This is a genomic window from Vibrio sp. 2-Bac 85 (genome assembly GCF_037546705.1).
In the GTDB taxonomy this organism is placed as follows: domain Bacteria; phylum Pseudomonadota; class Gammaproteobacteria; order Enterobacterales; family Psychromonadaceae; genus Psychromonas.
This window is the reverse complement of the sequence record NZ_JALAAB010000007.1, coordinates 115,926-137,941: the sequence shown is the minus strand read 5'-3', so window position 1 is coordinate 137,941 and position 22,016 is coordinate 115,926. Positions and strand designations below refer to the sequence as shown.

Annotated in this window: 17 protein-coding genes, 1 pseudogene and 1 riboswitch; of the genes and pseudogenes, 16 read left to right on the top strand and 2 right to left on the bottom strand. The window is 33.1% G+C overall.

Features of this window, described 5'->3' with window-relative positions; genetic code table 11:
* Positions 1–303: 303 nt before the first annotated feature.
* The 6 genes from MT390_RS09725 to MT390_RS09700 all read left to right on the top strand — a co-directional run bounded on the left by MT390_RS09725 (position 304) and on the right by MT390_RS09700 (position 6,795).
* On the top strand, positions 304–939 hold the full coding sequence (locus tag MT390_RS09725; RefSeq protein ID WP_499440870.1) for a histidine phosphatase family protein: 636 nt from the start codon (positions 304–306) through the stop codon (positions 937–939).
* Positions 936–1,886 (top strand): adenosylcobinamide-phosphate synthase CbiB, encoded by a 951-nt coding sequence (cbiB, locus tag MT390_RS09720; RefSeq protein WP_499440868.1) that lies wholly within the window; start codon positions 936–938, stop codon positions 1,884–1,886. Before MT390_RS09725 ends, cbiB begins: the two co-directional genes overlap by 4 nt.
* 137 nt (positions 1,887–2,023) lie before the next feature.
* Positions 2,024–3,094 (top strand): threonine-phosphate decarboxylase, encoded by a 1,071-nt coding sequence (locus MT390_RS09715; RefSeq protein ID WP_499440866.1) that lies wholly within the window; start codon positions 2,024–2,026, stop codon positions 3,092–3,094.
* A gap of 98 nt (positions 3,095–3,192) precedes the next feature.
* The gene (locus tag MT390_RS09710) at positions 3,193–5,220 is read left to right on the top strand and encodes a sensor domain-containing protein (RefSeq protein WP_499440865.1); all 2,028 of its coding nucleotides are present in this window, start codon (positions 3,193–3,195) and stop codon (positions 5,218–5,220) included.
* Positions 5,221–5,350: 130 nt separating this feature from the next.
* Positions 5,351–5,800 (top strand): DUF302 domain-containing protein, encoded by a 450-nt coding sequence (locus MT390_RS09705; RefSeq protein ID WP_299661764.1) that lies wholly within the window; start codon positions 5,351–5,353, stop codon positions 5,798–5,800.
* Positions 5,801–6,033: 233 nt separating this feature from the next.
* Complete coding sequence (locus tag MT390_RS09700; protein ID WP_499440863.1) at positions 6,034–6,795, top strand: transporter substrate-binding domain-containing protein; 762 nt, start codon at positions 6,034–6,036, stop codon at positions 6,793–6,795.
* Positions 6,796–7,021: 226 nt separating this feature from the next.
* Here MT390_RS09700 and MT390_RS09695 read toward each other — a convergent pair whose 3' ends face one another.
* Together MT390_RS09695 and MT390_RS09690 are read right to left on the bottom strand one after the other, a co-directional pair.
* The gene (locus tag MT390_RS09695) at positions 7,022–7,939 is read right to left on the bottom strand and encodes a DMT family transporter (RefSeq protein WP_499440861.1); all 918 of its coding nucleotides are present in this window, start codon (positions 7,937–7,939) and stop codon (positions 7,022–7,024) included.
* Positions 7,940–8,452: 513 nt separating this feature from the next.
* A riboswitch (FMN riboswitch) is annotated at positions 8,453–8,614 on the bottom strand.
* A gap of 1,291 nt (positions 8,615–9,905) precedes the next feature.
* The gene (locus tag MT390_RS09690) at positions 9,906–11,402 is read right to left on the bottom strand and encodes a peptidoglycan-binding domain-containing protein (protein WP_499440860.1); all 1,497 of its coding nucleotides are present in this window, start codon (positions 11,400–11,402) and stop codon (positions 9,906–9,908) included.
* A gap of 120 nt (positions 11,403–11,522) precedes the next feature.
* On the opposite strand from MT390_RS09690, the gene MT390_RS09685 reads away from it, so the two are divergent.
* The 10 genes and pseudogenes from MT390_RS09685 to MT390_RS09640 all read left to right on the top strand — a co-directional run bounded on the left by MT390_RS09685 (position 11,523) and on the right by MT390_RS09640 (position 21,847).
* On the top strand, positions 11,523–12,014 hold the full coding sequence (locus MT390_RS09685; protein ID WP_166372752.1) for an OmpA family protein: 492 nt from the start codon (positions 11,523–11,525) through the stop codon (positions 12,012–12,014).
* Between the two features lie 1,136 nt (positions 12,015–13,150).
* Positions 13,151–13,394: pseudogene (locus tag MT390_RS09680) on the top strand (transposase family protein); the annotation flags it as partial.
* 316 nt (positions 13,395–13,710) lie between these two features.
* Positions 13,711–14,973: an oligosaccharide flippase family protein gene (locus tag MT390_RS09675; protein ID WP_499440857.1), complete on the top strand. Its 1,263-nt coding sequence runs from the start codon at positions 13,711–13,713 to the stop codon at positions 14,971–14,973.
* A gap of 193 nt (positions 14,974–15,166) precedes the next feature.
* Positions 15,167–16,243, top strand: coding sequence for an EpsG family protein (locus MT390_RS09670; protein ID WP_499440855.1), 1,077 nt, complete (start codon positions 15,167–15,169; stop codon positions 16,241–16,243).
* Positions 16,244–16,290: 47 nt separating this feature from the next.
* Positions 16,291–17,085: a glycosyltransferase domain-containing protein gene (locus MT390_RS09665; RefSeq protein WP_499440854.1), complete on the top strand. Its 795-nt coding sequence runs from the start codon at positions 16,291–16,293 to the stop codon at positions 17,083–17,085.
* A gap of 17 nt (positions 17,086–17,102) precedes the next feature.
* Complete coding sequence (locus MT390_RS09660) at positions 17,103–17,897, top strand: acyltransferase family protein (RefSeq protein ID WP_499440852.1); 795 nt, start codon at positions 17,103–17,105, stop codon at positions 17,895–17,897.
* 322 nt (positions 17,898–18,219) lie between these two features.
* Positions 18,220–19,044, top strand: coding sequence for an ATP-grasp fold amidoligase family protein (locus MT390_RS09655; RefSeq protein WP_499440850.1), 825 nt, complete (start codon positions 18,220–18,222; stop codon positions 19,042–19,044).
* Entirely contained in the window at positions 19,034–19,933 is a 900-nt protein-coding gene (locus MT390_RS09650; RefSeq protein WP_499440849.1) for a glycosyltransferase family 2 protein, read from the top strand. The genes MT390_RS09655 and MT390_RS09650 overlap by 11 nt, the downstream gene beginning before the upstream one ends.
* Positions 19,926–21,029, top strand: a complete 1,104-nt coding sequence (locus tag MT390_RS09645; protein WP_499440847.1) for a CapA family protein — start codon at positions 19,926–19,928, stop codon at positions 21,027–21,029. Before MT390_RS09650 ends, MT390_RS09645 begins: the two co-directional genes overlap by 8 nt.
* Positions 21,026–21,847: a glycosyltransferase gene (locus MT390_RS09640; RefSeq protein WP_499440846.1), complete on the top strand. Its 822-nt coding sequence runs from the start codon at positions 21,026–21,028 to the stop codon at positions 21,845–21,847. Before MT390_RS09645 ends, MT390_RS09640 begins: the two co-directional genes overlap by 4 nt.
* Positions 21,848–22,016 lie beyond the last annotated feature (169 nt).

Genomic DNA, 22,016 nt, shown 5'->3' with positions numbered 1-22,016 from the left:
GCAGTATTTGTAAATTTTGTAGGCGCTAATGATGAGAAAGTTAGTAGCATTAGCGCTTGCAGGATTTAATCTTTCTGTGAACTAAAGGTTAGCTTTTATGTCAGAAATCATCAGGCTTTAAAAGCTAAAATAATTTAAAAATGTAAGCGTTATGATTGATTAATAGTTGCCTTAATTCGCGTTAATTAATAGTTACCTTAATTAATTGATATTCATTCAGCTAACTAATGATATTACTAAAGTTTACAATGCCAAATATGCTAGCCCTCAAGCTATACTTATTAACTAATACAAGAGCTTATATTGAATAATAAAATTAACTTTTATCTTGCTCGTCATGGCCAAACCGAGTGGAATTTACAGCGACGTATTCAAGGGCAACTTGATAGTGGGTTAACACAAGCAGGTCAACAGCAAGCCTCACTGTTAGCAGTTAAGTGTGCTGATTTGAACATTACGCAAATACTAACATCACCACTCGGACGTGCCGTTGATACCGCTAATATTTGTGCTCAATATTTGCAGTTGCCCGTTAAACAAGTCGTTGGCTTTGAAGAGCGTCATTTTGGTGATTGGCAGGGGAAGTTAGTTAGTGAAATGAAAAGTAATCCTAATTATGTAGAAATAACCTCACAAATAACCGATTGCCAACCAAATCAGGGTGAAAGTGCAAAACAGTTATTAACCCGTTTTCAAAATACATTAATTAAACAGCTTGAAGCATCCAGTGATGAGATAAATTTAATTATTAGCCATGGTGATATCTTACGTTGCTTTATGGCAAAGTGGTTCGCTCCTGATCTGCAATCGCAAGTTCATGTGGCATCAACAACGGCATCACCAGTTATCCCGGCAACAAGCACAGGTTATGACTATCAGAATGCACAGTTAATCGCATTAAGTTACGATATTAAGACGGGTACTTTCTCAGCGCTATGATGTTATTTATTACTTTGATCATGGCATTGACCATTGATCATTATATTGGCGAGCCTAATCGTTTTCATCCTCTGGTTATATTCGGAAATTTAGCTCAAAAATTAGAAAAAAGATTAAATAAAGGCAGTGACAAGCAACGCTTTTGGTCAGGGATATTAGCTTGGTTAGTGCTGGTTTTACCGGTGCCATTAACATATTGTCTTTTAATATTATTTTTGCCGACTTACCTGATGGTGCTGATTAACATTTATATTGTGTATTGGGCCGTTGCATTAAATAGTTTGAATGTACACGGTATGCAAATTTATACACCGTTAATGAATGGTGACTTAACCACAGCACAACACTTCTGCTCCTATATTGTAAGCCGAGATACCAGCCAGTTAGATCAGCAAGCCATTAGTCGCGCAACCACGGAATCAATGTTAGAGAATGGTCATGATGGTGTCACTGCAACGCTTATCTATTTTGTGTTGGGCGGAGCGCCTTTGGTCATTGTGCATCGCCTAAGTAACACATTAGATGCAATGTGGGGTTATCGTACGCAGCAATTTAATTACTTTGGTAAGTTCAGTGCGCGTATGGATGATATTTTAGGATTTGTGAGCGCTAAAATAACTACGTTATTATTTGCTGTCATTGCTTTAATGAAAACTAGCAATATCATTAAAAACATTAGTCTAAGTAAGCAAGTGATGGTCAATGCTTATCGCCAAAGTTTATCCTACAAAAGCCATAACGGTGGTTGGGTAATGGCATCAGGTGCAACGCTACTTAATGTATGTTTGGGCGGTTCTGCGGTTTATTTTGGAAAAGTAGTAGATTCTCCGCTGTTAGGGCAAGGTGAAACTGTTAATAGTAAACATATTAAAGCTAGCTTAAGTCTGGTCAAACAGGCAGTTTTGGCTTGGTTAGTTATTGTTTTTATTTATGAATATTGTCTCTAAATTCAATCTTAGGATAGAGTCATAAGTGCAATCAATAAAAATACTCGTTAGTGAAAGTACAGTTTTGAAGCATAGCGTTCCTAGAAAATAGTATTAAAAAATAGCATTATAGAAATCCAACAAGGTGCAATCGAATAATGGCAATATTACATGGCGGACAGCTTAGTCGCGTCGCAAAGCAGTATCAAATCCCAGAGAAAGAGTGGGTAGATCTGTCTACGGGCATTGCACCATTTAGTTACCCGATCCCCAATATTCCTGCTCATGTATGGCAAGATCTTCCTACTATTTCGCAAGGTTTAGTCAATGCAGCTAAAGCCTATTATCAAGCACAGTATTGTTGGCCGTTAGCTGGCAGTCAGCAATTGATTGAAAAGTTACCTGAACTGTGGAATTGTAAAGTGGCTGAACTCAATAAAACTCCACTCAAAGATAAGCATGCCTATTTACCTAAAGTGGGTTATAAAGAACACCAACAAGCTTGGTTTAAAGCTGGTTATCAATTGCATTTTTATCAACAGTCATTGCCCAGTGAGATACAAAAAAATAGTGTGGTGGTGGTGATCAACCCAAATAATCCTCTAACCGATGCTTTTACTATTGATCAATTAAAAAAATGTCAGGAGCTATGTACCCAGCAACAAGCTTTATTGATCATTGATGAAGCATTTGCAGATGTTTTTGAGCCTGAATTTAGTTTTATTTCTCACCTTACTGATTTAAATGATATAACCTATCAAGAACATCGCTTAGATCAAATTAGAGCAAATGTGATTGTATTACGCTCCGTTGGAAAATTTTTTGGGCTTGCTGGTTTACGCATTGGTTTTGTTTGTAGTAGCCAAGCGTGGTGTGAAACTATTCAAGAAAATATTGGACCTTGGTCAATCAATGGACCGGCATTATTTATTACCGAACAGGCTTTGAAAGATAAAACGTGGCAAGTCACTCAAAAAATGCGATTACAGCAACAAAGCAAAGCAATGCGAACTATACTCAAAACACATTTTGTAGGTGCACGTATTGAAGCCAATGCATTGTTTATTACTGTTTTTCTGAATCAAGCCTCAGATGTTTATCATCAGCTTTGTGAACAAGGTATTTATGTCAGATTAACCGATGAAAATGATTCATTACGTTTTGGGATTGCTAATGAAATCCAATTTAAAAAATTGAAGTTGGCATTAATGAATGTGACTAGTCATTAATCTAACTTTACGTTCATTGTTTGACTATGAGTGTTATAAGTTACTTATTTTAATATCTGTAAATTTAGATCCAGTCTTAACGTTAAGGGAGGTGGAAAGTGGCGTTTTTTGAAAACTTACTCGATAGATACGAAAAAAACGGCGCAATTTTAACGTTACAATTAGACGGGACTATTCTCGAGGTTAATCAGTACTACTTAAAAATGCTCAATACAACCACTGATAATACCATTGGTAAAAATATTAAAGAGTTTGATCTGCATTTAGCTGAACAGGGTATTTCAACACTGCACAATACAACCTATGGGCATTATCATTCTCGTTTACTTACCATGAATGCTAATACGACTCCCGTTGAAGTCGTATTTTTCCGCCGCCATGATCAAACCAATGTGATCACTTTATTTATTAAAAACTTATCTTACTTAGATGAAGCAAAGCATGCGTTATCTTTTTTATCGAAAATGTATCGAGAATATAAAGAAGCAGTATTGGTTACAGATGCATCGGGTTATATTTTATGTGCAAACGATAGTTTTAGTGAAATTACAGGATACTCCAGTCAAGAGGTGTTGGGTAAAACACCCGCGATATTAAAGTCAGGTAAACAAGACAAGCATTTTTATCGTAAATTTTGGCAAGAGTTAGTAAATACCGGTAGTTGGCATGGTGAGATTTGGAATAAACGTAAAAATGGTGAGGTATTCCCAGAGTGGTTAAATGTCTCATGTTTAAAAGACGACAATGACATTATTACGCATTATATTTGTCAATTTAACGATATCACCACATTAAAAAAATCAATAGAAGAAAAGAAGTTTCATACTTATTATGACTCATTGACTTGTTTACCTAATCGTAGATTATTATTTGAAAAACTAGCTGAATTACAAAAATCTAATGTAGTTAAACCTGCTTATTTTGCGGTTTTGTGTTGTGATTTAGACCGTTTTAAAATGATTAATGACACATATGGTCATCATGTGGGTGACGAGCTCTTAAAGTGTATTGCTAATCGCTTTGAAAGACGATTAAGAGATAATGACATACTTGCAAGAAGTGGCGATGATGAGTTTGTTGTTGTTATCGAAGGTGAAGAATCACTTAAAAATATAGATAAAATAACAGCTAAACTATTAACTATCTTTGATCGTCCTTTTCTTACTGGGTATGGACAATTTAAAATGTCGATCAGTATCGGCATTAGTCAATTCCCTGTAAATTCAACGGATTTACGTGAGCTTATCTCTTTTGCCGATGTAGCGATGCAAAAAGTGAAGCGCTTAGGTGGTAATCAATATGCGATTTTTGATTCATCAGAGAAGCAGTTAGTTCGACAACAACACTTGTTAGAGCAAGATATAAAAGTGGCTTTATCTAGGCAAGAGTTTGAAGTCTGGTATCAGCCTCAAATTAATTCAATTACCAACCAGGTTTATGGTGTCGAATGTTTACTAAGATGGAAACATTATGATCATGGCATTATCTCACCTAATATCTTCATTCCGATACTTGAATCTAATGGCATGATGAAAGAGGTCGGTGACTTTGTCATTGAAACGGCCTGCATGCAGGTGAAAAAATGGCAAAACAAACAAAAGTTTAACGGTATTGTCGCGATCAATGTTTCCCTACGACAATTAGACAATGAAGGTTTTGTATCAACCATCGAGAATATACTTAATAAGTATCAGATAGAAGGTTGCTCAATAGAACTTGAAGTGACGGAATCTTTGTTCTCTGAAAATAATAAATACTTGATCCCAACACTACATAAATTAAGAGCTTTAGGTATCAAACTATCGATAGATGACTTTGGTACCGGGTACTCTTCGCTGCAACGTTTGAAAACGTTACCCGTTGATAATGTAAAAATAGATAAATGTTTTATCGATAACATTGTTGATTCAGAAAAGGACCTATCCATTATCAATGCATTGATCTTGTTATCAAAAACCTTCAAATTTGGATTGGTCGCAGAAGGTATTGAAAGCAAACAACAAGCGGATTGTCTGAATCGATTAGGTTGTTTCAATCATCAAGGCTTTTTGTACAGTAAACCTCTCAGAATTAACGATTTTGAAACATTACTTGATGATCATAAGGTTAATCATTTACACCTCTAAGTTCATCTGTCATCTTTAATACTTTAGTCTCTTTGCTAATTTCTTGGTAACCATCGTTTGCTAAAAATTTTATGCAGAGAGAAACCTCTAACCCTATACCTCTAACCCTTATAAATGAAGAGAAATTACCATGAAAAAATTTATTACATTTGTATTGTTCTCATTTTTTGTTTCTGGCTACGCGCAAGCTTCAGAAGGTTTAATTTCAGTTGAGAGTGCTCATTCAGCAAAAGAGACCGCAGATAAATTTGCATCAATCGTAGAAAAAAAAGGTTTAACACTTTTTGCTAGAATTGATCATCAAAAAAATGCTGCTGGCGTTGATTTAACAATAAGATCAACGGAAGTGATCATCTTTGGTAATCCCAAGGTCGGTACGCCAATTATGCAATGTTCACAACTAGCGGCCATTGATCTTCCTCAAAAAGTATTAATTTGGACTGATGCGGATAACAAAGTTTGGCTTACTTACAACGACCCAGAGTATATGAAGCAACGCCATGATTTGAAAGGATGTGACAAAGTATTAATGAAAGTATCCAATGTATTAAGTGGCTTAACGCAAGCGGCTGCAAAATAACTAACGCTTTTAATTGCTAATTGTTAATTGTTAATTGTTAATTGTTGATTTTTAGTAAATAAAATCAATTGCTTAGCTTTATAAAGTTACAAGTGGTCGAACCCTATGTTGAATAAATTCGCTATAGGGTTTGACGCCTTCGCAACATAATGGCTTATTAAACTAACACTATTACTTATGAATCAATACCTACAACAGAAACCTCAAAAAACACTCAAAATTTAAGGGAATTTATGAAACTATCTTCTATTGCTTTACTTTCAATCGCTGCTATTAGCTTTAATACTCAAGCTGACTTATTGGGTGATATTCAAGAAAAAGGAGTATTAACTATTGGTACAACGGGCGACTACAAACCTTTTAGTTATTACGATGATACACAGTATTCTGGTTACGATATTGATGTTGCAAAACATTTTGCAGAGCAGTTAGGCGTTGAAGTACGTTTTGTGCAAACGACTTGGAAAAATCTAGTCGGAGATCTTAAACAAGGAAAATATGATATCGCAATGGGTGGGATCACTCGTCGAATGTCACGTCAATTAGCAGCTGAACAATCTCAGGGCTATATGACCTTCGGTAAAGTGTTTTTGGTTGCCAATGGCAAGCAAGACCAATACGACACATTAAAAGAAGTGAATGTACCGAGTGTTAAAGTAGGTGTGAATATTGGTGGAACTAATGAAAAATTCGCAGAACAATTTCTGACTAAAGCCACCATTGTAAAATATGAAAATAACCTTGATGTACCCAAAGCAGTATCCGCCGGTACGGTCGATGTGATGGTAACTGAAACTCCTGAAGCTTTATTTTACCAAGCAACGGATAAAACCCTACAAGCAGTAAGAGAAGAAAACCCATTTACCAAAAGCCAGTTTGGTTACCTCATGCCAGTAGGAGAACAACGCCTATTAAACACAGTTAACTTCATCATGGATGAAATGAAATTAAAAGGCGTTGATAAAGAACTAATGAAGAAAAACTCATTATTATAATTAAAGCTAAATAACAGTTTGGGTTAGATCTAAAATGATCTTCTGTTAACACCTTTCTTTTCTGGTAAGAGAAAGGTGTGTCGCCGATAAAATGAAATCAATGCTAATAATGATCAAACATTCACGTCGAGCGCAGACGAGCAAAAACCGAAAGAAAGCTCATCAATGTTGAATCCGCCAAATTTTATAAAAATTATAGCCGTCAGCGCTTACCGGTCATTAACATTTATATAGATTGTTTTGGTGCTGTTTGCTTCTGAATCATGGTACTAGCTGCAATAAGCGTCGCTGCACCAATCAATTGCACCTGTGTCATCGCGACACTTAAAAATAACCAGTTGATAAAGATAGCTGCTACAGGAAAAAACATTTCAGCAAGTGTCGCCCAATGAGCAGGGATCCGCTTTAAGCCTTGGTAATAAAAATACATACCAAAAACACCGGAAAGTAGCGCCAAAATCGCAATTTTTTGAAAAATACTTATTTCAATAGTCGTGACTAAAGTTGGGGTGAAAAACGCAAAAGGTAGCATCCCTAAAAGTCCAAAACTAAAACGTCCAGCCATCAAGTCGATGCTATTTAAACCTTTTGAACTTAACTTTTTACCAAATACCGTTGCACTTCCCCAACTAATCACTGCAAATAAAGCCAATCCATAACCTAGTAGCGCCTTATTATTATGCTCCAAATTTCCTTCTCTAAAACTTGATAGTAAAGCTTGCAGATCTGGCCAAATTAGCAACAAACTACCTAATAGTGCTAAACCTAGCCAGATAAAAAATCGCGAGTTAATTTGTTCTTTTAATAATACGCAAGCTAAAGTGACGGCCACTAAAGGCTGTAGCTTTTGTAATAGGATAACTACAGTTGGATTAGCCAGATAAAAGGCTTCGGTGAAAGCTAAAGTGCCCAGTGCAGATCCAAATACGCCTATAACAATAAATGGGACAATAGTCTGGCGGCTAAGAAAGTTGAACTTGCGATGTTGCACAATAAAAAATGCGATAATCACAGTAACAAGGATCAGATGTTCAAATAAAACAATCTGTTGTGCACTTGAACCACCAAACAGTAAAGGATAGCGGATAAGAGTATCAGCGGCCCAAAGTAGGCACGCAAAAAATATAAAAGTAATACCTGTCATGACATTTCCTAAAAATAAAAAGGATAGAAAGACAGAGCTTGGAACGAATCTAATTCAATGATGCTGATATAGCAATTATAAATAACTGTAACACTAGAGTGATCTATTTTACTGCTTGAATTCAACTGTTAAGCGCACTTACCGGTTTCTTTATCAAATACTCCGCAAAAGAAGCAACTATAAAAAGCTAATGTGGTTAATCGTCAAACTCATCACTCCACACCTTTAACTAAGGCATATATACAGTGTAAAAATCACTACACTTTCTATTACTATTACTATTACTATTGCTATTAAAAATAGCAAAAGCTAAGCATCACTGAATAAAACATACAGATTAAAATTTGGCGAAGGTAAATGACTTTAAGAAAGCCATTAATCTTATAAAACTTATTCCTGTTTACACAAGACTACGCTTAGTTTGACAAAATTTAAAAAAGTCATTCAAAAAAATGCTTCAACGACTTATAAGAACCGTAAAGTATTATTTGTTATGACTTTTAATCTGTTTGTTATCGATCTTCTTCCATCCGGACTATAACCGTCGGCTTTGGCTTCTCACCAAATCTGCTTGACCCTAACTTAATAGTTAGGCGCTCGTGGGCTCTTTTACTCACATATATTGCTTGTAAAAATACCACCGGTGGGGAATTTCACCCCGCCCTGAAGTCGAATTGATTGAAACTATTTTATAAATAATTCAACCAAGCATTATAGTAATAATTTTTTTAAAAAAAACAAGTAAAATGAAGTGCTTGATGCTTCTATTTAATTAGTGAAATGAAAAAATAAAATGCCCATTAATAATGTTCTTCATTTAATCACAATAGCAGAGCCCACAAGCTGAAATAAACTACAGAATTTAAGCTCGTAGAATAAAAATACTACAAAAAATAATGCCCAAACTTCCACAATAATACGTGACTCAATGTCCCTACAGCATGGCCACTGTCGAGTTTTCCCAAATTATCAATGGCTTTTAGCAAAACCAAACTGGATGTTTGGATTAGGCTCGTTTGGCACATGGATGTGCCGTAACAGGCGGTGCGCTATAAAAGCGATTTATTATTTGGAACAGAGAACGTTCCCGTGTCAGTCTCTTTGACTTTTTGGAGTACTAATTTCTCTTCTGACAAAGGGAAAGTAAAGTTGCCGACATGGCGAAACAACTGTTAATAATAATCAAACTGCTACGACAAGCACAGACGAGCTAAAACCACTAACAATCACTATGAATAATAATCCAAGCTGACTCGACGAGCGCAGACGAGATGAAACTCAAAGCAAACTGGCAGATATATAGCTAAGCCACAATAGGACATCAACTCATAGTGGACGTACAACACCACCGTAAAGTTTTCCCAAGTCATCAACTCCTTTTAGCAAAGCGAAACAGGACGTTTGGCTTAAGTTCATTCAGCACAAGGATGTGCTGTATGAACTGGTGCGTTATAAAAGGAGTTTATTACTTGGAGCAGAAAACACATCGGTGTCAGTTTCTTTGCCTACTTTCTTTTCTGATAAAAGAAAGTAGGGGCGCCGACAGGGCGAAACCACTGTAAATCATAATAAAACTGCCTCGACGAGCGTAGACGAGCTAAATACCAAACAACCTCACCAAAACAAGCGCTGGTCGCCGTAAGGGCGAAATACCAAGCATACAATTAATCACACTGACCAGATGAGCGTAGGCGAACCTAACTCAACCTAACTCAACCTAACTCAACCTAACTTCAACCTAACTCACATAACTCAAACCTAACTTCAACCTAACTCACATAACTCACATAACTCAAACCTAACTAAAATCACACCCATCCCAAGCAAACTCATTAGTACAACAGACATAAAAAAGGCCTTACTCCAGTGAAACTGAAATAAAGCCTTAATACATTCAAACTTTTAACTTAAAAACCTCTAGCCTAAAAACATGCTTAAGTGCTTATCTAAAAGTACAACTTAAAAATTATAATCCTAAAGATTCTAAAGTTTTAAGGGTTAAAGCACCTTGGTTAAGATTTTTATCTTTCTGATAAGCATTAACTGCTGCACTGGTTTCTGGACCGTAAACACCATCAATGTTTGAAATTTTATATTTCTCACCTTGTAGCGCACGTTGTAATTTTGTAACTACATCTGGCGTTGTATTTGTTTCACACAAAATTTCTTGCCATCTTAAGTACGGTTCAGCCACTTTAACGGTTGTGTCATAAGTATCATAAACGGCTGGAATAGAAATTTTCTTCTCCGTCGCTGGCGTATCTAAAACACGTGTTTTAACCATTTTACATAATGCTGGAATAGCAACTTCTCGTGTTGTCGCTGCCGTTGCTAAAGCGGTTTTAGTAACAGAACCATAGATAGCAGGTGTAGTAACCGTTTTCGTTGTTGCTGGTGTGACTAACTCTTTCTTAGTAATAGTTTCATAAACAGCCGGCGTTTTAACTTCTTTTGTTGTTGCAGGCGTAACTAGTTCTTGTCTAGATACAGTTTTGTATGTCGCTGCTGTTTTAACTTCTTTAGACGTTGGCGCATTATCTAAAGCACGTGTTTTAACTGTTTTGTAAACAGCAGGAGTAACAACTTGTTTAGTATAAGCGTCTTTATCTAATACTTTAGTTGTAACCGTTTTGTATACCGCTGGGAACTCAATCAAACACATGATATCACCCGTTGAGTGATCCACTTTTTCTATCTCGCCACGACCTTTTTTCCATGCGGTATAAGCAGGAGAAACTAACACTTGTGTTGACACTGTTTTATATGTCGCAGGGATGGTCACTAATGCTGTTTTTTCAGGTTCAACCATAATCGTTTCAGAAGTAACTTTATAAGTTGCAGGAGCTGTCACTAATGCTGTTTTTTCAGGCGCAACCATTATTCTTTCAGAAACCATTTTATAAACAGCAGGTACTGCCACTAGTCTGGTTTTCTCTGGTTCAACCATCACTCGCTCAGTTACTGTTTTATAAACAGCAGGAACAGGTACTAATTCTGTTTTTTCAGGCTGAACCATTACTTGCTCAGCAAAGGTTTTGTAAGTCGCTTCAACGGGTATTAGTCTTGAACTTGCTTCACGAATAGTTACTTTTTGCTCAACAACTTTATAAGTAGCTGGTGTAATTTGAATTTGCGATTGCGCTTCTTTAATTAAACGTTCAATGGGTCTTGTTTCATATTTTGCAGGTACTAATACCTTCGCATAACACTCACCAGCTTTAGCATGCAGAGGAACTAAAGAGTTTTGCACCGCATCTTTATCATTTAATTGTGCTTGTGACACCGTTGCTTGTGAGTTTAAATTCGCAATAGTATTATTTTTTGACTGAAGTTGCTCAGTCAGCGATTGAATTTCTTGATTTTTCATCATCAAGGCTTCATCTGAACTGTCAGTTGTAGTACATCCTGTAACACCTAACATAACTACCGCTGCAGCGGCTGATATTTTGAAGAATTTATTCATTTGATTTCCTTTTCGTTGTGTTTGTCAATATTTTACCACAAAAGAATAGCTTGCATCTCAATTACTTGCTAATTTTATGATATAGTTAGAATAATTTTTAAACAAAGGAAGGAGTTAACAATGGAAAAGTTAAAAACATTAATGGTATCTTCAGTGCTAGGTTTAGGCTTAATGAGTACGGCTTATGCTGCTGACGACTGTATTATGGTTGCAGATTTAAATGTTGAGTTTAAAAATGATTCAACTGTCTATATGAATGGTGGCGAAAGAAAAGAAATTGCGGAGTTTGCAGATTTTCTTAAAAAGTATGATCTTTATGCAATTGTAGAAGGGCATACCAGTAAATTTGCAACGGCACCTTATAACTACGATTTATCTTCAAAAAGAGCCGCTAAAGTGAGATCTGAACTTATCAAGCTAGGCGTTAAATCATCACAAGTTGGCGCATTAGGTTTTGGTGAAAGTTCACCATTATACGACAACAATACTGAAGTTGGTGCACAGCAAAATAGACGCGTGATTGCTGAAGTATTTAATAGTAAAGCAGAGTTATCTGATTACTTAGCTTCAGAAAAAAAACGTGTTGCTAAAATAAAGTTTCAAGAGCAATAGGTTAGCGTCAATCTATAATTAGATGATGGAAAGAGGCAATAAGAGGTGTTAATAAACCTATTATTGCCTTTTTTCTTATTTAGATTTAAGCAATAATGGCATGCATAAAACTTTTAATTACTTGCTCTTATTTTTTCTAAAAGAAATGATAAAACTTGGATATATATTGACCACTAAATATAAAAATGAACAGAGAGTATTAAATAATTTACAAGATCAATGCTCCAACTGTTGAATTGACTAAAAAGATGTAAAAAAGTAGAAATGCTATCCCTTAATTACCTTTTTATTAAAACTAATCAAGTAGACTCTAACTTTAATCGTATTCGTTCAACGCTGGCGTTATAAACTTCGTTCGCTGTAGAGTGAACATGCGGTGATTGACGAGCTACTTATTTTAAAACTAAAAACATATATTCTTGAACATGACCTACTCTAAGTAAGGCTGCCTGATGAAAAAGTAACGATCACAGAAAAACCTTTCTCGGGGTTTGATGCGATATATAAACATGGTTTGCTTCGCTCTGTACTATTATTGAAAATATTAAATAATATAGTTTCTGTTAATGTTGCAAATGAACATGTTCTAAAATCAGGTTCGTAAGTGTATTTATTAATACTACTTTGAAATGCGTATAGAGCAATTTTATTAAAATAATAAGTGTCTAATTCAAAAGTGTTTTTCATTACTCTTTTCGTTTATAATCTTCCAACTTTTTTTAAGTCATTAAAATTATGTGTTTTAGTGACTCAAACGTATTTAAAGTATTATTTAAAAAGAAGCGAACAATGGTACATTTGTTAAGGCTGTGTTGAAAATATATTTTCTTACAAAAGAAAATGAATAACTTCAATTATTTTGTTATACATTTTATAACATTTCAACTTTAAACCACTAGTAGGTATGGACTTTAGTGGATGTAGCCTACCTAAAAACTTTATTTAAAAGGAAAAAAGGTTCTTTTAAAAGACAAATGAGAGCTTGAAAAAGGGCAATATCACGAAATCGTACTATTAATTTGATGTTTTTAATTTATCTTTATGATGGTGCTTTCTGGCGCTTAAATCTATTGAACTGCACTAGAAAAAGGATCACATTGAAGATCAGTTTCAGATGTGATCATATACTTATTTTTATACTATGTAGAAGTAATACGAGCCAAGAAACTTTGATAAATCAACTATCTGTTATTCGTGATTTTCGTCAACCTGGTAAAGTGTAACATGAGTAAATTGATGTCCTTTTTTTAGCTATTACCGCGGTTATTTCTTGTTGTGAAGGGGGGGTAAATAGAAACTTTTGGAAATGATAAATTAGCTTGCATAAGGCAATATTTACCATTCGAACAAGGTATCCCGCCAGATGATACTATTCCTAGAAGGACCTATTGGGGCCTTTTTGAGGGAGAGGGCTAAACCTAGGCTGTATAAGGGTTTTGGTTGGAGTGAATGTCTCAAAACGAATGGGAAGTGTCTTAGTCTTATATTGAAAGTTGAGTTGTAAAATAGCAAAAAAGCATCTTGATAATATTTTAAAAATAAAACTAATCAGATGTATTCTATGCTGTAATCAATCTCGAAAATGTAATGCAAAATGAAAGGGCAGATTCCTTGTGTTTTTGAGTTGTGATATTTTCAATCTCATATTCAACAAGGTAGATTATAATTACACCGTATTGCACTTAGAGAATTAATAATGTACTCAAAATTTCGTGATTTCTTTTACAATTATAAGACTGCAATACAGAATGCTGGTTATCTAACATGCTTGCAGGTTCTGAGTCTAGTATTCCCATTGATAACCTATCCTCATCTGATAAAAACACTCGGTACTAATTTGTACGGTGAAATAATTCTCGCTCAGGGGGCTGCTTTTTTATTATGTGCTTTTGTAAGTTATGGTTTCAATCTTTCGGCTACAAGAAAAATAACAAAGCATAAGCGGGAATTGAAATCTGTATCGAATATTTTCACGGCAACTATAGTTGCTAAGTTTGTTATTTTTTTACCTGCTTTGATGATTTTCATTACTTATATTTATTGCGTCAAACCTTCTGAATTGCATGTTATTTATTTATTATGTGTAGGACCATTAATATATGAGGTGTTTTTCCCTACTTGGCTGTTTCAAGGTTTAGAGGAAATGAAATATATAACGATTTTAAATGCACTCTTTCGATTAATAATGCTTGTATCTGTTTTTGTTTTTATTAGGGAACCTTCAGACGGTATTAAGTTTGCCTTTGTAAGTTTAAGTTATTATATTTTTATGAGTATTGCATCTCAATTAGTTGTCTATAATAAACTGAGTGTCAAATATAGAAGAGTAGATTTTGCATATATTAAAGTATCATTCGTTGATGGATATTCGATTTTTATCTCGTCCATATTTATTGCCTTAAAAGATAGGTTAAATATTATTGTTGTAGGTATTGTTTTTGGGCCAAGTCAAGTAATCATATACGACATTGCACTGAAAGTAATAAGTGTTTTATCAATTCCTCAGAACATAATATTAACTGCTTTTTTTCCTCAGGTAGTCAATAAGAGAGAAGTGAGTTTAATTAAGAAGCTGTTTATATCTATTTGTGGTTTCAATATAATCATCGTTACTACAATTTATATTGTTTTTCCATACATAGCAGCTTGGTTGTTACCAAACGTTTATGTAGAAGATTTTTATGTTATATATATCCTTCTCACTTCAGTCGTTTTTGTTGGTGTGAGCAGTTCTATTGGTAGGTTGATTTTACTACCTTTTGGTTATGATAAATTATTAGCTAAAACAGTTGTAGTTAATTGTATATTGTACTTTTTGTTCATGTTTACATATGTTTATTTTGTTAATGATAAATCTCTTATTGAATTTTCTTGTTTAATTCTAACCATATATATAACTGAGATATACCTAAGAGGATGGGCCGCATTTAGCGTTTTCAAAAATGAGAAAGGGAATTAAATACAATGCAAAATGTAAATCTATAAAAATGCCTATCTTAGCTTTTTAGATATTTTTTAAATAGATTTTATAAAGAAAGTAATTGATTTTTAAAATCAATAGTTTAATTGGAATAGACCCTGTCATTGATAGCGTCAATATAAGTCAAAAAGGTTACTGTATATCATGTCTTTTTTATGTTTGATTTTTTAAAATGTCATCATTATATATATATTCAGGAATTATCATTATACTTTCGTTATTAGTCATTTTAACTAAAAATGATAATACGAAAATTTTGGTAGTATTTGTCACATTAACACTATCACTTGGGTTAAGGATTGATATAGGTAACGATTATGAACAATATGTAAATATATTCAATATTATTAATGTTTATGAATCCCCTTTATTTGTTGAGCCTGGATTTTATTTTTTGAATAAAATCTCTTTTTACCTGTTAGGGGAAGATGGTTATTATTTGGTATTCTCAATTTATTCAGGTGTGACGGTATATTTTCTATTACTCACATGTAAAGATAATCACTGCCTTAATCTATTTATATTAATGTTCTTTTTAAGTGGTTTTGCTTTCTTTGCTAATAATGGAATAAGACAAGCAGCAGCAATTGCGGTCTTTATTTACAGTTTAAAATATTTAGAAAATGATAAATATAAATTTTCTGTGTGGGTGATAGTTAGTAGTGTTATTTTACATTTTAGTGCCATATTCTTTCTAATCTTTGTTTTTTTACCGACAAGAAAAAGTGTCTCTAGAATAGTTTATTCTCTTATATTACTAATAAGCTTCGTATTTTATAAAACAGCTCTATTATCATCTGTTTTGATTAAACTTGCTGATTTAGTCCCATATTATGGAGAGTTATATGCTGAAAGGATTACCCTTTTTTCAATAAAAGAGCCGGGCGGAGGATTTGTTGTTATTTTTTGGTATGCAATTACATCCTATGCCATTTTACATAAGAATTTACTCAGTAATACACATGCAAATATATTCATAATAGGATCTTCCCTATATTTAGCTGGAATCGAATTTGAAATGTGGGAAAGGTTAATGCTCCCCTACTTTAGCTTAAATATTCTAATTTTATCCATAATATTTACTAAATCATATAAACAAAGTTACATGAATTTCTTACTCGCAAGCATTTTCTTTCTATCTTTATTTTTCTTGTTTAGCTATCAAGTTGTTAATAACAAAAACAAGAATCAAGCATCTCCTTATAACCATTTAACTCTAGAGCTATTAGATATAAAAATATCAAATTAAAGTGTTTTTTGGTTTTTCCGATCGAGCAATAAATTGGATTAAGTTCAGTGAATAAAAATAAAAATAAAAATAAAAATAAAAGATTAATATACACCGTTATTTTAGGAGAGTACGACGACCTTCTGGAAGTTGATAATCAAGCTGTTGATATCGATTATATTTGTGTTACTGATAATCACAATATCAAGTCTCAAACATGGACTGTTAAGTACTTACCTGAGGATCAAGATCCTATTTTACTTAATAGAAAATATAAGATGATGCCATTTCTTTTTTTCGATTATGAACAAAGTTTGTACATAGATGGGAACATAAAAATATGTGCAGATTTAAATTTTATTTTCGATAAATATTTAAATGCTAATGATATTGCAATACCAAAGCACGGATTTAGAGATTGTTTGTATAAAGAAGCAGACGAATGTATTAGATCCGGTAAAGTGTCAAGTTGCGAAGTAACAAAGCAGATGCAGTATTATAACAAAGCAAAATATCCTGTTGAGAATGGTTTGTTTGAAAATAATGTGATTCTCAGAAATCATACAGATAAGATCAAAGATGCTATGTCATATTGGTTTGAACTATTTGTTGAATATTCAAAGAGGGATCAGCTAAGCTTATGTTTTGTTTTATGGTCCCAAAAAATAAACTGCGCTCAAATCACGGAAGGTCCAAGGTATTCAGCTAAATATTTAAAGTTAATGTTTCACAATAATGAAAAAAAGTTGCCTTTATTAAAAAAAATAAAATTATATTTCAGTTTGAATCAAAAAAGACATTTCCTATTCGGAGCAATAAATTACTTATTATCACTATGCATAAAAATTGTTCAACCAAAGTGATTAATTCAGGAGGAAGTTTGAATATAAAACGTTATCATGTTTTAGATAGCTTTAGAGGGCTTTGTGCAGTAGCGATAGTTATACACCATCTTAATATAGTAGGGAGTATTAGCGAGAATGTGTTTTTCATTAATGCTGATGTATTTGTAGATTTCTTTTTTGTGTTAAGCGGATTTGTTCTAAGTGTTAGTAACAGAGACATTCAGCCGAGAAAGTTTTTAATTAGTAGAGTTTTTCGCTTATTTCCTCTTCATATTGCTATGCTTATTGTGTTTTTATGTCTTGAATTAGCTAAATATATCGGTTCAACGAAAGGGCTCCATTTTTCACAGGTGCCATTCTCCGGCAAAAATGCATTGGATCAAATAATCCCAAATTTATTTCTAGTTCAGTCATGGTCCGAGTCGTTTCGACATACTTCCTTTAACTTTCCATCTTGGAGCATAAGTGTTGAACTATTTTTGTATATGTCATTTATAATTTATGCGTTTTTTACAAGGCCATCAATTGTCTTTGGTTTTTCTTTTTGTATTTTAGGCGCGCTTTTATTATTTTTTGATGTTCTTTCGGTGCACTTAGCTAAAGGTGTTTTTTGTTTTTATTTTGGTGTATGTGTATCTGAAATGCATCGAAAAATATCTGTATTAAATATGAACAAAGGATTAGCGTCTTTACTTGAATTTGTTGTTCTTGGCTTAGTCGTTATACTCATTTTTTTCAAAAGTTATATTGTCGGTAGTAGTCTATTTATATTCATACTATTTGTTATTACTTTTGGTATGACAATATTTATCTACTCCTCTGAGATGTGATATATCTCTCTATTGCTAAACCATGCTTTCTTCCGAAGCATAGGAGAATTATCATATTCGATTTATCTAACCCATGCTTCGATCATCTTAGTGATAACCTCAGTTATTATTATTTTAGATAGTAGATTGAAATTGAATTTTACATATTTTATTGATGGAGAACGTTTTTTAACTTTTGGTACAACGCTATTAAACAATGTTGCTGTAATTGCTATTGTATTATTGACTGTTTCAATATCTAGAATTACGTATAAATATGTGGAACTTAAAGGTGTGAGTTTTGGAAAAAAAATGAACAAGAAAATTACAGCTAAGGATAAAAATGTATTTAGATAATATTGTTTCAATTGGGGCTTATATAATTAGACAAAAAAAAATTCCTAATTTATTTAAACCTAGAACGCTTACAGATAAGATCCTATATTTAAAATTAAGACCTCAACATGCTCAATCAAATATTAGAAGGCTTGTCTCAGATCGTGTTAAATCACGAGATTATGTTTCAAGACTCTCGAAAAACTGTCAGCTAATCAATCTTCTGTGGTCGGGTAAATCATTCAAAGTCGACGATTGGGAGTCCCTACCAAGAAAGTTCGTTATTAAAGCGAATCATGGCTCCAAAATGGTGATGATCATTGATAAGCATAAAGATAGTTATTCTGATGTTTCATCAATAGTTCATTCTTGGCTTGACTTAGATTATTATAAAAAAGGTAAAGAGTGGGTATATAAAGACCTAGATAGGCTTTTAGTTGTTGAGGAGTTTATTGAATTTGATGGAGGGGTTCCGCCTGATTACAAGTTTTTTTGTCTTAATGGTAAAGTTCACTTTATACAAGTCGATTTAGACCGCTACAATGGTCATAGCCGTAATATATACTCCAAAAATTTTGAATTGCTTGACGTAAAGTACAACTTTGATAGGGGTTATGATATAGAGCCTCCAAATCTCCTTAATGAAGCAATTAAAATAGCTGAAGACTTATCATCAGAGCTTGATTTTATAAGAGTCGATTTATACATTCTTGAAAATAAAATATATTTTGGTGAGTTAACAAATTTTCCTGGTAATTGTCTAGAAAAATTCACACCTAATCAATTTGATTTAGATATGGGTAACTTATTGGTGCTTAAAAATGAAAAATAAAAAAAATGTTTATGCAATCTTAGTTGCTTACAATCCAGATAGTAGTGAATTACAATTAGCTGTAGATAACTTATTAAGTCAGACAGATTTTGTTGTTGTTTGTAACAATTCTGACTATGACATTACTCTCCATTCAGCAGATCGAATTAGAGTTTTTAACTTTCGAGAAAATCTTGGTATAGCAGAGGCTCAAAGCATTGGTATGAAATGGGCTTTTGAAAATGGAGCTGATTTTATACTACAAATGGATCAAGATAGCCTTTTACAAGAACATACTGTAACTAAACTTATGGATAGATATTTTGAACTAACCAAGGTTGGTTACACTATTGGAGTAATTGGTCCTAGGCATTATGATAAAATAACAAACGAAGTTGACGAAGGACGCCTGATTAAAGGTAATAATATACCTGGGCATAATTGCCATATTATTCATGCGACAATAAGTTCTGCTAGTTTAATTCCACTTTCAGCATATGAAGCAGCTGGTAGTATGGACGATGGACTTTTTATAGATTCTGTTGATTGGGAATATTGTTGGCGTTTAAAAAAATTGGGCTTTATTACAGTCAGGGATAACGACGTGCTATTAGGGCATCGGGTAGGTGAAGGCAAACAGAAACTTATTGGAAGTATAGATGCGCGGATACCTTCTCCAATAAGACATTATTACCATACAAGAAACCTTTTCTTGTTATTTCCAAGATCATATGTGCCAATTTATTGGAAATTAAGTAACTTATTTAAATTGTTTATCAAGTTATTTGTATATCCATTTGCATTCAAAGATGGAAAAGTAAGGTTTAAGTACATTGTTTGCGGAATAAAGGATGGCTTATTAGGTCGTTATGGTCGTATAGACAATGCTGCAAGGAAAAATAATGGCTAAAATTTTGTTTGTTGGTGATATCTGTTCACATGGTTATACAAAGGCACATCTATCAGATTTCAAAAAAACAAAACTATTTAAATATTTAAATGAATATGATGGTTTAGTTATAGGAAATTTAGAAGCTCCTATATTAAATGAATTTATTCAAGAAAATTTAAATAAATTTTCTTTACTTAATTCACGGGATAATTTTGAGTTTTATTCATTTTGTGATGCTTTATCATTAGCAAATAATCATATGTTTGATCAAGGTTATGAAGGGTTTATTGAGACTAAAAAATTCTTGAAACAACTAGATGTAAAATGTCTTGGTGCGGGGAGTAATATTGATGAATCAAGAAAACCATTAATTTTAAATCTTGGTGTGATGAAAGTCTCTTTTTTAGCATACAATTGTTACTCTACAAATTCACAAAATAATGCTGATGCATCAAGTTATGGAACGTCGCCATTGCTTTATGATTTTATTAAGGAAGATATTGAGGCTTTAAAAAAAATGAAGGTGGATAAAATTTTTATATTGCCTCATTGGGGTATTGAAAATGAATTTTTTCCAACTTCAGAACAAGTTTGTTTTGCTAGAAAAGTCATTGATCTTGGGGCTGATGGTATTATAGGCTCTCATACTCATTGTATACAAACGGATGAATTGTATAATGGTCGCCCTATTTTTTATTCCTTGGGTAACTTTCTTTTTAATAACTTTAAAGTTACTAAAGAACAAACTTATTACCAAGGAAAGTTCAACAAAGAAGGGTTATTGGTTGAGCTTTCATTCAGTTCTGAAGATGTTTTAAATGTTGAAAGAAAATATATATCTTTTAATTCTGATATGATTCCAGACTTTAAAAAGTTGTGTGAACTAAAAACTCCTGTTACGGACAATAATATGAAACATAATATTATTACAAAAACTTTTTTTCACAAGAAGACTGCACCTGACATGGGGTTAAATTTAAAATATAACGGGCGTAGTGTACAAGTCGTGTATGCTTCTAATCCCATATCAAAAAATATAATGCTCACTTACGATTCTTTATTAACAAAGGTCAAAAGAATATTAGTTTACCGATTAAGAAAACTCTTGAAATGATGAAACCAAACGTAGCAGTAATTATGTCGATTTATAAAAATGACAGATTAAGTTTTATTATTGAATCAATAGAAAGTATTTTGAATCAATCATATAAGTCGTGCGACTTATACATCGTTATTGATGGGCCTGTATCTAAGGATGTTGAAGATTATATCGTCAATATCTCTTCTATTGATAATATTTTCGTTTCATTTGATTCTGTAAATAAAGGATTAGCATTCAGGTTAAATCAACTAATTGAAATAGCTTCTATAAAGAAAGAATATAAATATATAGCCAGAATGGATGCTGATGATATAAGTATTCATTCTCGAATTGAGGAGCAAGTCTTTTTCTTTGAAAATCATTCGGAAGTATCGGTGGTTGGTTCTGATCTTATGGAAATAAATGAAGAAGGAGAAAGTGTTTTTTATAAAAGTATGCCAGTGAAACACGATGAATTGAGTTCTGCCATCATAAAAAGATGTCCGTTTAATCATCCTAGTGTAATGTTTAAGGCTGAAGTATTCTCTTCGTCAATTAGATATAATGAAAATTTAATGAATACTCAAGATTATTATTTATGGGTTGATCTTTTGAGTGCTGGCTTTAAATTTGCAAATATAAATAAACCTTTATTAAAGTTTCGTATTGATGGAAATTTTCATTCTCGTAGAGGCCTTAAAAAGGCGATTAATGATCTTAAGTCCCGCATTTATGCATTCAAAATATTGAAGTGTTATTCTGTATCAAATATTTTGCATGTGATTCTTTTATTTACATTGAGAATTTCGCCAACTTTTATAAAGAAGTTAGCTTATAAAAAATTACGATGATTTATTTAAATTAATTTGAAGATAGAAATAAAATTTTATTTATAATACTCATCGTATTTATCCCTATGTTATTTTAACTCCCTTATTAACTGCTAAAATATTGCTTCTGTTATTCTGTCGTTGCTTGCAATAGTTTTTCATGTGTAAACATATGTTTTTATTTATAACG

Coding starts and splice junctions, on each gene's coding strand:
- cbiB (WP_499440868.1), top strand. CDS start 936: ATGATGTTATTTATTACTTTGATCATGGCATTGACCATTGATCATTAT.
- MT390_RS09715 (WP_499440866.1), top strand. CDS start 2,024: ATGGCAATATTACATGGCGGACAGCTTAGTCGCGTCGCAAAGCAGTAT.
- MT390_RS09705 (WP_299661764.1), top strand. CDS start 5,351: ATGAAAAAATTTATTACATTTGTATTGTTCTCATTTTTTGTTTCTGGC.
- MT390_RS09700 (WP_499440863.1), top strand. CDS start 6,034: ATGAAACTATCTTCTATTGCTTTACTTTCAATCGCTGCTATTAGCTTT.
- MT390_RS09695 (WP_499440861.1), bottom strand. CDS start 7,939: ATGACAGGTATTACTTTTATATTTTTTGCGTGCCTACTTTGGGCCGCT.
- MT390_RS09690 (WP_499440860.1), bottom strand. CDS start 11,402: ATGAATAAATTCTTCAAAATATCAGCCGCTGCAGCGGTAGTTATGTTA.
- MT390_RS09685 (WP_166372752.1), top strand. CDS start 11,523: ATGGAAAAGTTAAAAACATTAATGGTATCTTCAGTGCTAGGTTTAGGC.
- MT390_RS09675 (WP_499440857.1), top strand. CDS start 13,711: ATGTACTCAAAATTTCGTGATTTCTTTTACAATTATAAGACTGCAATA.
- MT390_RS09670 (WP_499440855.1), top strand. CDS start 15,167: ATGTCATCATTATATATATATTCAGGAATTATCATTATACTTTCGTTA.
- MT390_RS09655 (WP_499440850.1), top strand. CDS start 18,220: ATGTATTTAGATAATATTGTTTCAATTGGGGCTTATATAATTAGACAA.
- MT390_RS09650 (WP_499440849.1), top strand. CDS start 19,034: ATGAAAAATAAAAAAAATGTTTATGCAATCTTAGTTGCTTACAATCCA.
- MT390_RS09645 (WP_499440847.1), top strand. CDS start 19,926: ATGGCTAAAATTTTGTTTGTTGGTGATATCTGTTCACATGGTTATACA.
- MT390_RS09640 (WP_499440846.1), top strand. CDS start 21,026: ATGATGAAACCAAACGTAGCAGTAATTATGTCGATTTATAAAAATGAC.